The organism is Kitasatospora sp. NPDC036934 (genome assembly GCF_055608425.1).
In genome coordinates this window covers 1-14,364 of sequence record NZ_JBVJQR010000037.1, presented here as the reverse complement: position 1 = coordinate 14,364, position 14,364 = coordinate 1, and the positions used below count along the sequence as shown (strand labels likewise).

Genomic DNA, 14,364 nt, shown 5'->3' with positions numbered 1-14,364 from the left:
GGGACCCCGCGTAGTACCTGATCGGTCGCGGGGGGGGGGTGGAACCCGAGGGGGGGAACCCCCGGTTCTCTCCCGCCCCCCTCTGCGTTGTTCCCCCGCCACCGTTCTGCCGGTCAGGCCCCGCTCAGCAGGCGCAGCAGCTCCGGCGGCGCCTCCAGGAATCGGTCGTGCCCGCCGGGCAGCACCTCGGAGAGGGTGTCGGCACAGCGCTCCCACCCGGCCATCCGCTCCGGCGGGACCTCGGCGTCGTCCGCCCAGCCGATCGCGGTGACCGGGCGGTCCAGTCGGACCGGATCCGGCACGACATACCGCCGGCACACCTCGACATCGGTGCGCAGCACCCGGGTGTAGAGGGCGATCAGCTCCTGATGCGGATGCTTGCCCGAGGCGCGGATGGTCTCGGACAGATCGGCCGCCAGATCGGTGTCGTCCATGTCGAGCATCCGCCCGACCGGGCCGTCCTGCGGGGCCACCTGCCCGGAGACGAACAGGCGCTCCGGCATCGGTAGCCCGGCCCGCTGGACCTGGACGGCCGTCTCGTAGACGGCCAGGCCGGACCAGCAGTGGCCGAACAGGGAGTAGGGGGCGTCCAGGTACGGGCGCAGCCCGTCGATGAGCGCTGCGGCGAGCTCCTGGAAGGTGTCCGGCATCGGGTCCCCCCAGCGGGTGAGGCGGCCCGGCAGCTCGACGGGCAGGAACTCCACCCCGTCGAGCTGTGCTGGCCAGCCGTCGAAGATGTTGGCCCCGCAGCCCGCGTGCGGGACGAGGAAGACCCGCCGGGCCACGGGGGAGGAAGGAAGGCGCGGCAGCCACGGCGTGGCGGACTGGCGAGTGGTCATGGGTGAACTCCCGAAAGGGTGTCAGGGCTGCTTCTCGCGCAGCGGGGGGTGGGGAAGGACGGGCGCGGCGGCATCGGCCTCCTCGCCGTCCGGGGCCGCGGTCCGGTCGAGGTCCTGCAGGTCGTGGCGCACCCGCTCGGGCGGGTAGACGAAGCGCAGCACCACGCCGGCCATGGCCGTGGTGACCAGCGCCATCACCACCATGTACGAGTACAGGCGCTGGTCCAGCACACCGATCTGGAGGCCCACCGACAGCACGATCAGCTCGGTGAGCCCGCGGGTGTTGATGAGGGTGCCGAGCACCACGGCGTGCCGGGGGCGCATGCCGATCGCCCGGGCGCTGAGGAACCCGCCGCCGAACTTGCCGCCGATCGCCACCAGGAGGATGAGCCCGAGCTCGCCGAAGGCCGAGAGGTCCATCGAGGACAGGTCCACCTTCAGCCCGGCGATCACGAAGAAGACCGGGAGCAGCACGGCCGAGCAGCCCCGCTCGACCAGTGGCAGGACCGCACGGCGCAGACCGGCGGCCCCCTCCCGGGGCAGCACGGCCCCGAACAGGAACGCACCGAAGATCAGGTGCAGGCCGAGCCGGTCGGTCACCGTGGCCGACAGCCACAGTCCTGCCGCGACCGCCACCAGCACGACCGCGCCGGCTGCCCGGCCGCCGGACCCGGCCCGACGGGCGGCAAGCTTCGCCAGCACCGGCCGGACCACGCCCAGCATCACCGCCACGTAGGGCAGTGCGAGCAGCACCAGCCAGGGGTTGCCGGTGGTGCTCCCGGCCAGCGCCGTCACCACGGCGAGCAGCGACCAGGCCATGATGTCGTCGATCGCCGCGATGGCCAGCGCGATCCCGCCGATCGGCGTCCGGACGAGGTTCCTGTCGGTGAGGATGCGGGCGAGCACCGGGAAGGCCGTGACCGACATCGCGGTGCCGAGGAAGAGGACGAAGGCTGCCCGGTTCGTGACGGAGTGGCCGTCCCCGAGGGAGAAGGCCAGCAGGACGCCCAGTCCGAAGGGCAGCGCCGTCGAGCCGAGCGACACGGTGACCGCCAGCCGGCCCTGCCCGGTCAGCAGGCCGTGCTCCAGGCCGAGACCGACCAGGAACATGAACACGCAGACGCCGATGTCGGCGATGAGCTTCAGGCCGGGGCGCGTCTCGGCCGTGAACAGCAGCGGGGCCGACCCGGCACCGTGCAGGAAGACCGGCCCGAGCAGCAGGCCTCCGGCGATCTCGCCGATCACGGCGGGCTGGCCCAGCCTGCGGGCCAGTGCCCCGAGCAGGTGGGCCACGCCGGCGATCACCGCCAGGTCGAGAACCAGTCGGCCGACTGTTGGCAGTGTCATCCGATACTCCTTCGCGGTACGCCTCCGCAGGCCCGGCGCTGCGGCCCGGCGGGCACGAATCGCCCTGGCAGCGGGCCTCGGAAGCGGGATTGGGGAGGCCGCCGCGGTCAGGCCGTGCGCCCCGCCCGGGCATCGATCGGGTACTGGCGGACGCACGGCCTGCCGCGACGTTCGTCACCGTGCCAGGACGGCGGACGCCTGCGGGAACGCCCGGTACGACGGGCAGTCCTGCCGACCCTCGACCGTAGGTCGGCGCGGCCGGCCCGGGGAGTCACGTGATCGGGCGACGCGGACCGCACCGCGCCGCCCCGGGCAGGCCAGGTCCACAGAACCGGGGACAGGGACGCCCCTTGCCCCGCCGCGGACCTCCTCCGTTTACTTCAGTCGCGACAGCCACAGCCGTAGGAGCGCCCGTGACCCATCAGCAACGCGCCGCCGTCCACACCGTCGCCGCCCCGGCCGAGTGCATCGGCCCTGTCGCCGTCCCGGCCGGGACGGTGGCCGGCCTGCGCGCACTGGCGGAGGACGCCGGAAGCGACGGTTTCACCGCGCTCGCGCAGGCCGCGTCCGTGCTCGTCACCCTGCTGTCCCGGCCCGGCTCGCCGCTGCGGGCCTGTGTGATGCAGGGGGCACTCGAGCGCGGCACCGGACCGGTCGATCCGGCTGCCTGCTTCCGCGAGCTGCTGACCGCGGGACCAGCCCCGTCCGAGGGCCCGGCCCACGTCTCCTTCGTGTTCTCGGACGACTGCCAACGGCTGTACGTCGAGAACACCACCACGGCGGCGGACGGCCCGACCGTCCAGTGCTGGACCCGCACCTACCTGCACCTGCTGGACCTGCTGGCCTGTTCCCCGGACCAGCCGGTGGGTGAGCATGCGCTGGTCGACGACGCGGAGCGCTCGCGAATCCTCACCGGCCTCAACCCGTACCAGGACCCGGACCTGCCGTTCGACAGCATGACCGAGCCGTTCGAGCGGCAGGTCGCCCGCACGCCCGACGCGGTGGCGCTGGTCGACGAGTCCGGGACCACCCTGACCTACCGCGAGCTCAACGAGCGCGCGAACCGGCTCGCGCACCACCTCCGTGCGGACGGCGCCGGGCCCGGTACCCGGGTCGGCGTCTGCCTGGGGCGCGGCATAGAGCTGGTGGTGGCGATCTACGCCGCGGTCAAGGCTGGATGCGCCTACGTGCCGCTCGACACCCAGCTTCCCGACGCCCGTCTCGCCCACATGATCGAGGAGTCCGCCCCCGCCCACGTACTGACCGACCCGGCCTGCCGCAGCCGGATCCCCGCAGGCCCCTGGCGGGTGGTCGACGTCGAGACGGACCGGGCCGCCTGGGCCGGGTGCGCCACCACGAACCCGGTCTCCGGCGCCACGCCCGCCGACCTGTTCAACATCCTCTACACCTCCGGATCGACCGGTCGCCCGAAGGGCGTGGCGTACCCGACCGACGGCGCGCTGGCGCACCTCGGCTGGATGCAGCGGCAGTACCCCTACGGACCGGGCGACACCGCCCTGTTCAAGACCTCCCCGGGCTTCGACGTCTCCATCTGGGAGATCTTCTGGCCGCTGTGGCACGGGGCCCGGCTGGTGGTCTGCCGCCCCGACAGCCACGGCGACGCCCGGCACCTGGCGCGGCTGGTCGAAGAGCACCGGGTCACCACGCTGTTCCTGGTGCCGACCGTGATGACGCCCTTCCTGGAGCACGTCGACCCGGCCCGGGCGACGGCACTGCGCTGGGCCCTGTGCGGCGGCGAGCCGCTCACCCCGCGGATCCGCGACCGGTTCTTCGCCACCCTGGCCGGCACCGCCCTGGTGAACGTCTGCGGCCCGACCGAGGCCGGCACCGTCGTCGACATGCCGTTGGAGCCGGCCCCCGGCACGCGGGTGCCGCTCGGCCGCCCCGAAAGCCACTTCCGGCTGCTGGTGCTGGACTCACGACTGCGGCCCGTCCCGATCGGCATGCCGGGTGAGGCGTACGTCGCCGGACGGGTCGGGCTGGCTCAGGGCTACTGGCGTTCTCCCGGCCGGACGGCCGAACGCTTCGTGGCCGACCCGTACGGGCCTCCCGGCTCGCGGATGTACCGTACCGGCGACCTGTGCCGGTACGACGACGACGGGGTGCTGGAGCACCTGGGGCGGATCGATCGGCAGGTGAAGATCCGCGGGCTGCGGATCGAGCTCGGCGAGATCGAGGCGGTGCTCGCCGAGCACCCGGCAGTCGAGGACTGCGCAGTCGTCCCGCAGAGCGACCCGGACCGGCTGCTCGCGTTCGTGGTAGCGACCGGCGGCGACCCGGCCGTCCTGGACACCGCCGCGGTCCTCTCCCACGCGGCGGCGCACCTTCCCCGGCACATGCGGCCCGAGCGGATCGTCCCGGTCCCGGCCGTCCCGGCGACCGTCAACGGCAAGCTCGATACCGCCGCCCTGCTGGCACTCGTTCCGGATCACACCACGGAGCGCACCGTCGAACCGCCCGCCGACGAGGTCGAGGCCGCGCTCGTGGACCTCTACAGTCGGCTGCTGGACACCGCACCGGTCAGCGTGCTGGACAACTTCACCGAGCTCGGCGGCCATTCGATGCTCGCGTTCGAGTTGCTCGACGAGTGCGAGCGCGCACGGCTGCCGAAGCCCGACGTGATCGCCCTGCTCACGGGAACCCTGCGCGAGGCGGCGGCGTCGGTCCGGCAGCCCACCGCCCACGGCTGAGCCGCGGCGCAGTCGGGGCCGTCCTCCGAACGGAGGACGGCCTCGGTGGATCAGAAATCGATGCGCATCACCCGACGGCGGACGGTGGGGCTGGTGACCTCCCGCAGACCCGCCTCCTCGAAGACCTGACGGGCACCCACATGGAGTTCTCCCCAGGTGATCTGCTTGCCGGGGGTCGTGACCATCGGATACGCCTCCAGCGCCCGCGCACCACGCTCCTTGGCGAAGACGACCGCAGCAGCAGCCAGCGGATAGGTCAGGCCCCGACCGCGGAAACCCTTGCGGACCGCGAAGCAGGTCACCGCCCACACCCCGTGGTCGTCCTTGTCCTCGTCCCGGCCCGCCCACACCACCCGCGAGGTGCGCAGTTTGGGATAGGCGGTTCGGGGCTGGACGGCGACCCAGCCGACCGGCTCGCCGTCGGCGTACGCCAGCAGGCCGGAGGTGTCGGCGGCATCCGGTGTCCCGCAGGCGGTCTGCGCCCGAAGACTGTCGGTGCGCTCCTGTCGGGTGGTGTCACGCCAGATCCCGCCGGCGACCTTGAACCGCTGGCACTGGCAACGGCCCGCATCAGTGGTGCCGAGCACAGCCGCGATGTCGTCCCAGGACGCCTGGTTGGCGGGGACGACGGTCAGTCGCCCGGGGTCGAAGGGCTCCCTTGACATGGCCGGAGGTCCTCTCAGTCCCGCGGCGGGTCTTCGCCGACCAGACCGTCCACGGACTCGCGGATCAAGTCGGCGTGCCCGGCGTGCCGCGCGTACTCCTCGATCATGGTCACCACCGCGAAGCGCAGGTTCGGCGACTGGCCGGTGCGACTGCTCACGAAGGTCCCGACGTGGTCGAGTCCGCCTTGGGCGAGCAACTCGGCGACCAGCTCCCGCGAGCGCTGCACCGAGGCCCGCCAGAGCGCGAACAGCTCTTCGGGGGTCTCCTCGGCGGCGGTGCGCCAGTCCCAGTCCGGATCGGAGTCCCAGTCGACGGTGTCCCACGGGGCGCCCGCCTTCTCAGCGCGCATCAGCCGGAGGAAGTACGAGTCCTCCACTGCGGCCAGATGCTTGAGCAACCCGCCCAGGGTCATGGTCGAAGGACCGAGAGTCGCCCGCATGCCGGCCTGGTCAAGGCCGGAGCACTTCCACTCCACCAGTGCGCGCATGCGCTCGAGCGTGCCCAGCAGGACGGCGACTTCGTCCCCTGCCAACGGAGTTTCGGCGGGAACCTGCATCTCGGAACGTGTCATGGGGGCGCAATGTACCAGCCCGGCCCGGCCCGCCGCGGCCCCAGGTTCAGGTGACTGCCCGCCGCTTCGCCGCCTCCCTAACGTGCCGTTCGAACCGGGCGGCACGATCGGGCCCCCGATCCCCCGGGACCTTCGCACACCTCGGAGAGAGACGGCACCGTGGTCTTGATTTCCTCGCAGCCCGAACCGGACGCGGCCACCGCCGATCTGCTGCCCCACGTGGTGAGGCTGGGGCCCAACCTCTGGGGCGCTTCCTTCAAACTGATGAAGATGGTGCCGGCGCACCACATCGTCGACTCCGCCCTCGCCTCCGGCGAGATCGGCCCCGACACCGTCATCGTCGAGTCGACCAGTGGCACCTACGGGCTGGCGCTGGCAGTGAAGGCGGCCCTCGTCCGCCGCCGGCTGATCCTGGTCACCGACCCCGCGATGGACGACCGGCTCTGCCGCCGGGTGGCGGACCTGGGGGCCACCGTCGAGATGTGCCCGAAGCCGTCCGCGCTGGGCGAGTACCAGACGGTACGGCTGGCCAGGCTCGCCGAGGTGCGCGCACAGCACTCGGACCACTTCTGGCCGCAGCAGTACGACAACCCGCTCAACCCCGCCTCCTACTCCGTCGTTGCCGACCACCTGCACCGCCGGCTCGGGCCCCTGGACGCGCTGGTCGGCCCGGTGGGCTCGGGCGGTTCCATGTGCGGGACGACGTCCGGGCTGCGCCGCCACAACCCCGGCCTGCAAGCCATCGGCGTCGACACCCCGGGCAGCGTGCTGTTCGGACAGCCCGACCAGGTGCGGGAACTGCGCGGACTCGGCAACAGCGTGCTGCCCGGCATCCTGGACCACACCGTGTTCGACCAGGTTCACTGGTGCCCGGCCGGCGAGGCATACCACCACACCCGGGGCCTGCACCGCAGCAACGGCCTCTTCCACGGTCCCACCTCCGGGGCCGCGCTGGCGGTGGCCCACTGGTGGGCAGCCCACAACCCCGAGGCCCGCACGGTGGTGATGCTCCCGGACCAGGGCGACCGCTACCTCGACACGGTCTACGACGATCACTGGCTCGACGCCGAACCGGCCCGCCGGACCACCGGTGAGCCGCGCGAGGTGACCTCCCCGACCGGCGAGGCCGACTGGACCTGGATGCGCTGGGACCGGCGCCGGCTGGCCGACCTGGCCACCCCCACGGGTTCCCGGCCGTGAACCGGGAGGACACCGCGAGCACCGGCCGGATCAAGGGCGCCCTCTCACGGACGGCTCAGCGCCTCTACTACGGCCCGCCGGACGACGCCGCCGACCTGGAGGCGCTGCGCCTGATCAGCCGGGTCGACCGCGCCCACCTCGTGATGCTGGCAGAGCAGCGCATCATCCCGCCGGACCGGGCCGCCGTGCTGCTGCGCACGGTCTCCCGCGTCGAGGCGGAGGGCTTCACCGCCGTCCTGCACCGGCCCCGCCCCCGCGGCCTGTACCTGGCGTACGAGCAGGTGATCAGCGAGCTGTGCGGCCCGGACACCGGCGGACTGCTGCACACCGGCCGCTCCCGCAACGACCTCAACGCCACCACCACCCTGCTGGCCCTGCGCAGGCAGGGCATCGGCGTGCTGGCCGACGGATGCCGCCTGCTGACCGCGCTGCTCGGCGCGGCTGGTGAGCACTTGGACGCCGTCATGGCGATCCACACCCATTACCAGCCGGCCATGCCGATCACCTACGGCTACTACCTCACCGGCGTGGCCCTGGCACTGCACCGGGACCTGGAGCGAATCGCGCACGCGCTGCGATCGATCCGACGCTGCCCGCTCGGCGCGCATGCCGTCGCCGGCACCGACCTGGCCCTGGACACCGCGCGGACCGCGACCCTGCTCGGCTTCGAGACCGGCCCCCTGCACGCCGTCGACGCGATCGCCTCCCGCGACGCCTCACTGGACGTCCTGGCCGACGCGGCACACCTCGGCGTGACGGTGTCCCGGCTGGCCACCGACCTGCAACTGTGGAGCACGACCGAACTGGGCTACCTGGAGTTCCCCGACTGGCTGGTGGGCAGTTCCTCGGCCATGCCCCAGAAGCGGAACGCGTTCCTGCTGGAGTACCTGAAGGCCCGCCCCAGCCAGGTCACCGGTGCCTGGATCACCTCCGTCACCGCGAGCAAAGCGGCGCCGTTCACCAACTCCATCGAGGTCGGCACCGAGGCCATGGCGCCCGTCGGGACGGCCCTGCGCACCACCGGCGAACTCCTGGCGATGGCCGCACTCGTGGTCTCCGGCGCCCGACCGCGGCGCGCCGTCGCGGACACCGCGGCCGGGCAGGGCTTCGTCGACGCCACGGTACTGGCGAACGACCTGGTGCGCCGCGGGATCCCGTTTCGCGAGGCACACGAGCGAATCGGCACCGCCGTGCTGCAGGCCATCGAGAGCGGCACCGGCTGGCCGCCGGAGGAACTGCCTCGGCGGGACCTGCGGGAGATCACCGACCGCGCCCGCTTCGGCGGCGGCCCCGGCAGCCGGGAGACGGCCCTGGCCACGGCGTGGGAGCTGCGCCACAGGCTGCGCCGGGAGCTGGAGCAGCTACGCACCACCGAACGACTGGCGGCCGAACGGCTGCGCCTCGCGAGTGAGGAACTCTTCCATGGCTGACCTCCTGGTGTTCATCGAGAGCAACACCACGGGCACCGGACGGCTGTTCGCCGAACGTGCCCGGGCCCAGGGTCTGGACCCGCACATGCTCTGCGTGGACCCGGCTCGTTACCCCTACCTGGCGGAGCTGGACGTTCCGCACCACACCTGTGCCACCGACGACCCCGCAGCCGTCCTGGCCCGGTGCCGCGAACTGGCCCGCGAGCACCGCGTCCGCGGGGTGACCTCCAGCTCGGAGTACTTCATCGGCATCGCCGCCGCCACCGCCCGTGCACTCGGCCTGCCGGGCCCGGACCCGCAGGCACTGGCCGCGGCCCGGGACAAGACGGTCCAGCGCAGGCGCTTCGCGGAGCACGGCGTGCCCTCGCCCGCGTTCCTCACCGCCGACTCCCCGGAGCAGGCATCGCGAGCCGCCGCCGAGCTCGGCCTGCCGGTGGTGGTCAAACCCCCGGGCCGGTCAGGCTCCCTCGGGGTCCGGCGCTGCGACACCCTGGAGGCGGTCGCCCAGCACACTGCCGAGTTGCTCGCCACCACCGTGGACGAACGCGGCCGCCCGCTGCCGGCCACCGTCCTGGTCGAGACCTACCTGGACGGGCCGGAGTTCTCGGTGGAGGTGTTCGGCGGCGAGGTACGGGCCGTCGTCGGCAAGCACCTCGACCAGCGCCTGGGCTTCCTGGAGACCGGCCACGACGTCCCGGCACCCGTCGATGACGCGGTCCGCGCCGAGCTCACGGCCAGCGCGCTGGCCGCCCTGTCCGCCCTCGGACTGGACTGGGGCGCGGCACACGTCGAGCTGAGGCTGGTGGGCGGCCGGGCCCTGGTGGTGGAGGTCAACCCGCGACTGGCAGGCGGCATGATCCCGCAGGCCGTCCTGGCGGCCACCGGACAGGACCTCATCGCGGAGCTGATCGCCCTGACCTCCGGCCGCACCCCGGTCCGGGGAGCGAACCGGGCCGGCTCGGCAGCGATCCGGTTCGTGGTCCCGTCCTCCGACGGCGAGGTGCGCACGCTGCCCGACCCGGACAGGGCCAGGCGGCTCCCCGGTGTGGTGGACGCCACCGTCACCGCCCGAACCGGTCAACTGATCAACCGTCAGGGCACCTTCCTCGACCGGCTCGGACATGTCGTGACGGTCGGGAACTCACCCCGTGAAGCAGCGGACCGCGCCGATGAGGCCCTGCGGATGCTGCCCCTCGGCATCGCCCCGCACCAGGAAGGAAGGCACGACACGTGACCGTGACCGGGCACGGCACCACGGTGCCGGAGATATCCGGACGGGAGGCATTGCCCAGCGTCCTCCTGGAAGCGCTGGAGCTGTCCGGCGCCGTCCTCGTCCACGGCGCGAACGTCGACGGCGCGGACGCGCTGGCCGACCTGGCCGCCGGGATGGGAATGACAGCGCTGGAGCAGCGGGAGCCGTTCGCCGCCCGCAAGCCGTTGGGTCGTGGTGTCTGGTCGCAGCCGGCCTGGCCCAGCTCGTCCCCCATGTGCATGCACCACGAACTGGGATGGCAGAGCCAGCCGCCGCCGTTCCTCCTCATCGCCTGTCTGCGCCCCGCGGCCTCGGGGGGCGCCACCGGCGTCGCCGACGGCCAAGCCGTGCTGCCCCTGCTGCCGGACCCGATGACCGAGCGAGCCGGGCAGCACGGCTGGAGCATGGTCCGCCGGTACAGCACCGGGCTGATCGGCATGCCGTGGCAGGACGCCTTCCCCGGCCTCGACGCCGCCGGGGTCGAGGCGTACGCGGCCACCGAGGGCGTGGAGCTGGAGTGGGGCCCGGACAGCCTGACCACTCGGCGCACCAGACCAGCGCTCCGGCCCACCGGCCGGGACGACGGCCCCACCTGGTCCAACCTGCTGGCGTTCTGCAGCGAATGGACGATGGACCCGGCGGTCCGCGCCTACCTGGTCTCGGCCCTCGGCCGCCAGGGGCTGCCGTTCGAGACCAGCTACGGCGACGGGACACCTTTCACCGCCGAGGACGTGGAGGCCGTGAACTCCGCGTACGAGCAGGTGACCACCCGAATCGTCTGGCAGACCGGAGACCTCCTGCTGCTCGACAATCTGCGCACCGCCCACAGCATGGAACCGTCCACCGGCGATCGGCGGATGGCCGTCCTGCACGCCGGCCCGGCAGCCGCCGCACGATCCTGAAGAGGCCCACCGATGTCCCTGACCAACAAGACCGCGAGCCGGCCCGCGCGGGAGCTGGACCGACCCGCCCGCCGGTCCTGGGTCGCCAGGCTGATCGTCCCGGTACTGCTCCTGCTGACGGGCGTCGCCGCCGTCATTCCGCTGGACCCGCCCGACCCCGAACCCGTGTCGTCCCCCGCCGCCCGGTTCTCGGCCGCGCGGGCCCTCAGCGCACTGGGCGACATCGCCTCCGAGCCCCACCCGAGCGGTTCGACGGCCCAGGAGCGGGTCCGTGCCCGCCTCGTCGAACGGCTGCGGGAAGCCGGAACCTCGCCCCAGGTGGTGACCCGAGTGGCCGCTCGCACCGAGGAGGGTGAAGGTGCGGTCGGTCGGGTCTCCGACATCTACGCCGAGGTCCCCGGCACCCAGCCCACCGGCACGGTCCTTCTGGTGGCCCACTACGACTCCGTCCCGACCGGCCCCGGCGCCTCCGACAACGGCGCCAACGTCGCCGCCGCGCTGGAGGTCCTCCGGGCCCTGCAGAGCGGGCCCCGCCCGCGCAACGACGTCGGCATCCTGTTCACCGACGGTGAGGAGTACGGGCTGCTCGGCGCGCAGGCATTCATCGACTCGGGCCTGGCAGGAGACCCGCGACGCACCGTCGCGGTCAACCTGGAAGCCCGAGGGACCTCGGGGCCGGCCGTGCTCTTCCAAGCCATCGGCGACGGGCTCACCCCCACCGTACGGGAGTCCGGCGCGTACACCACCTCGCTCGCCGACGAGGTCTTCGGCCTGCTGCCGAACGACACCGACCTCACCGCCCTGAGCGGGGCCGGGGTGCGTGGTGTGAACCTCGCGTTCTTCAAGGGCTCCCCGCACTACCACACCCCGCACGACTCGATCGACCAGGTCAGCGCGGCCAGCACCCAGAGCATGGGCGACGCCGCACTCGCCGCGGCCCGCTTGCTGGCCGGGTCCGACCTGTCCGCGACCGGCGGCCGGAGCACCTACTTCACGGTCCTCGGCACGGTGGTGTCCTACCCGGAGCAGCTGGGCCTGCCGCTCGCCTGCGCCGCCGCACTGGGCTGGGGGGCGCTGCTCCTCCGAGGCCGCCGCCGCGGGCTGTCGGCCCGTGGGACGGCCCGGACGGCCGCCACCTTCCCGGCCGCTCTACTGGCCGCCGCTCTCATCGGAGCCGGCAGTTGGTGGGTGCTGTCCCTGGTCCGACCGGACTTCGTCCTCACCGCAGGCAGTGTCTACCACCCCGATCGCTACATGGTGGGCGAGGCGCTGCTGCTCGTTGCCGTCCTGCTCAGCTGGTACCGGTGGCTCCGGCGACGGGTCGCCCCGCTCGACGTCGCCCTGGGCGTGCTCGCCTGGTTCTGGCTGCTCGGCCTGGCGTGTGCCGTGTTCCTGCCGGGTGCCGCCTACCTCTTCACCTGGCCCGCTCTGATCGGCACGGCGGCCGCCGCGGCGGCCGTGCGCCTGACTGACCGGGAATCCCCCTGGCGAACGGCCGCCGCCGGGGCCGCGGCCGTGCCCGCAGTGGCCCTCGCACTGCCGCTGCTCCTCCTTCTGCTGCCCGCCCTGGGACTGTCCCTGACCGCGGTCCCGCTGGTCCTGGCGGCGCTGCTGGGCATCCCGGCCCTGACCCAACTCGATCCGCTCCCGTCCCGTCGGGCCTTGACTGCCGGCACGACCGCACTCGCGCTCGCCGCGGTGTGCACAGTCGGGGCGGGCACCGCCCTCGACGGCTACAGTGCCCACCAACCGCAGGCCGTCAGCCTGGGGTACCTCCTGGACGCCGATACGGGGAAGGCCACCTGGGTCAGCTCGGGCGGCCCGGAACAGCCCGTGGTGGGACGGCTCCTGACGGATGGCCCGATGACCCCCGGCGAGGGTGTCCCCATGCTCCACGACCTGGACCTGTACGCCGGCAAGGCCCCCGTCGCGGCGATCGAGCCACCGCGGGCCGAGCAGGTGACGGCCACCGAGCAGGACGGAGTCCGGACCGTCCGGACGCACCTCCGACTGCCGGCCGACACCCGCCGCTTCGTCCTGTACGCGAACACTGCGGACCACCAGATCGTCGACGCCGAGCTGGACGGCGCCACGGCTCCGGGCGGCACGAACCTCCCGCCTTCGGCCGGCGACTGGCGTTGGACCTCGTCCTACGCTGCGCCAGCGGCAGACGGCGTGGACCTGACCATCCGCTACCGCGGCGACGGCTCGCTGCGCCTCCAGGTCGTCGCCCTCGAAGCCGGCCTGCCCCCCGGCAGCGACGCACCGGCGCTCCCCGCCCATCTGAGCTGGGCGACCTGGCCCTCGGTCGCCGGCCAGACCCTGGTCATCCGTACCCTCACGCTCTGACCCGCCGACGCCGGATGGCCGGGCCCGAGACAACGGGCCCGGCCATCCGGCGGGCCCGCGTTCGGTACCTCAGTGCCCGCCGGCTCACCAAGCGTGCGCGCTCGCCGTGGCGGCAAGCTCGCAAGGACGTCGTAGAAGCAGCAGTGTTGCGGGCCCGGCCCAGCCGCCGCCACCATCATGATCAGCTCCCAGGCGCCCCTCGCCGTCGTCCCCAGGCCCCCTGCGGCACTCGACCCTGGCCACCAGCCCCTCCTGCACGCCGCCCGCCGAGCGGCTGACGCGATCCACCCCGCCGACCGCTCGCTGACCTGCGACACCATCGCCGAGGCCGATCTGCGCCTCCCGGCCACGGTGGGCCGGGACGTGGCGCGGGCCGTCGACACCCTCTGGCGCATCGGCCACCGCACCCCGCCGCTGCAGCCCTGGACCGCGAAGTTCCGGGAGACGTACGGGCCCCACCGCCTGGTCCCGCTACTGGAGGCGGTCGACCCGGCCACCGGGATCGGCCCACCGGGTGCGGAGGACGCGATCGGTGCCCGCTCCGACCTGGACGACCACCGCACCCACCTCCTCCTCACGCTGCTCACCACGGCCGCCGCGCGCGGTGAGCAGGAGGTGGAGCTGACCGAGGAGATGGTGGACGCGCTGGCCCACCACGGCGATGGGCGGCCACCGCGCACGGCCGAGGTTCACATCCGCGTCCGGGAAGACCACGGCGGCCACCTCACCCTGGCCATCGGCACCCACGCGGCGCAGGACGCCGGTGCGGCCGGCGGACGCCTCGCCCGCTACCTGCCCGACCTCGTCACCGAGCAGCAAGCCGGCATTGACCCGGTACTGGCCGAGATCGTCTGCTGCCCGCTCTCCGCGAGCACCGGGGCGCTGGCGGAGAGCGGGAACACGACATACCGCATCCCCTGGGCCTGCCCCTCACCGACTCCCGGGATCTCGACCCCCGCACCCTGCACGTCGCCACCACCCAGGCCGGGCACCTCGCCCTTTAGTGGCTGTTGTCTTTCCGGGGTTGAGGGCTGCGTTTTCGCTGATCAGGCATGGGATCGGCGGTGTCGGGGAGTGGTGATGTGTCGTGTCGTCGC

Annotated in this window: 11 protein-coding genes; 7 read left to right on the top strand and 4 right to left on the bottom strand. The window is 73.1% G+C overall.

All coding sequences use genetic code 11. The features are described from left to right. Positions 1-113: 113 nt before the first annotated feature. The gene (locus ACZ7BZ_RS34430; RefSeq protein ID WP_470361780.1) at positions 114-839 is read right to left on the bottom strand and encodes a thioesterase II family protein; all 726 of its coding nucleotides are present in this window, start codon (positions 837-839) and stop codon (positions 114-116) included. A 21-nt stretch (positions 840-860) separates the two neighbouring features. Further along, positions 861-2,186 (bottom strand): cation:proton antiporter domain-containing protein, encoded by a 1,326-nt coding sequence (locus tag ACZ7BZ_RS34425; RefSeq protein ID WP_470361779.1) that lies wholly within the window; start codon positions 2,184-2,186, stop codon positions 861-863. A 413-nt stretch (positions 2,187-2,599) separates the two neighbouring features. Here ACZ7BZ_RS34425 and ACZ7BZ_RS34420 point away from each other — a divergent pair, with 413 nt between their 5' ends. Further along, entirely contained in the window at positions 2,600-4,897 is a 2,298-nt protein-coding gene (locus tag ACZ7BZ_RS34420) for a non-ribosomal peptide synthetase (protein ID WP_470361778.1), read from the top strand. A gap of 50 nt (positions 4,898-4,947) precedes the next feature. On the opposite strand, the gene ACZ7BZ_RS34415 is transcribed toward ACZ7BZ_RS34420, so the two are convergent. Together ACZ7BZ_RS34415 and ACZ7BZ_RS34410 are read right to left on the bottom strand one after the other, a co-directional pair. Then, complete coding sequence (locus ACZ7BZ_RS34415) at positions 4,948-5,562, bottom strand: GNAT family N-acetyltransferase (protein ID WP_470361777.1); 615 nt, start codon at positions 5,560-5,562, stop codon at positions 4,948-4,950. Between the two features lie 14 nt (positions 5,563-5,576). After that, positions 5,577-6,134, bottom strand: a complete 558-nt coding sequence (locus ACZ7BZ_RS34410) for a DinB family protein (RefSeq protein WP_470361776.1) — start codon at positions 6,132-6,134, stop codon at positions 5,577-5,579. Positions 6,135-6,293: 159 nt separating this feature from the next. On the opposite strand from ACZ7BZ_RS34410, the gene ACZ7BZ_RS34405 reads away from it, so the two are divergent. From ACZ7BZ_RS34405 to ACZ7BZ_RS34380, 6 genes are all read left to right on the top strand, one after another. After that, on the top strand, positions 6,294-7,334 hold the full coding sequence (locus ACZ7BZ_RS34405) for a cysteine synthase family protein (RefSeq protein ID WP_470361775.1): 1,041 nt from the start codon (positions 6,294-6,296) through the stop codon (positions 7,332-7,334). After that, complete coding sequence (locus ACZ7BZ_RS34400) at positions 7,331-8,764, top strand: lyase family protein (RefSeq protein WP_470361774.1); 1,434 nt, start codon at positions 7,331-7,333, stop codon at positions 8,762-8,764. Before ACZ7BZ_RS34405 ends, ACZ7BZ_RS34400 begins: the two co-directional genes overlap by 4 nt. Continuing rightward, complete coding sequence (locus ACZ7BZ_RS34395) at positions 8,757-9,998, top strand: ATP-grasp domain-containing protein (protein WP_470361773.1); 1,242 nt, start codon at positions 8,757-8,759, stop codon at positions 9,996-9,998. Before ACZ7BZ_RS34400 ends, ACZ7BZ_RS34395 begins: the two co-directional genes overlap by 8 nt. Next, on the top strand, positions 9,995-10,918 hold the full coding sequence (locus ACZ7BZ_RS34390; protein WP_470361772.1) for a TauD/TfdA family dioxygenase: 924 nt from the start codon (positions 9,995-9,997) through the stop codon (positions 10,916-10,918). The genes ACZ7BZ_RS34395 and ACZ7BZ_RS34390 overlap by 4 nt, the downstream gene beginning before the upstream one ends. Before the next feature lie 12 nt (positions 10,919-10,930). Further along, the gene (locus ACZ7BZ_RS34385) at positions 10,931-13,267 is read left to right on the top strand and encodes a M20/M25/M40 family metallo-hydrolase (protein ID WP_470361771.1); all 2,337 of its coding nucleotides are present in this window, start codon (positions 10,931-10,933) and stop codon (positions 13,265-13,267) included. A gap of 177 nt (positions 13,268-13,444) precedes the next feature. Beyond that, positions 13,445-14,364, top strand: a 920-nt coding sequence (locus tag ACZ7BZ_RS34380; protein WP_470361770.1) for a lantibiotic dehydratase, incomplete at its 3' end; no start/stop codon positions are given.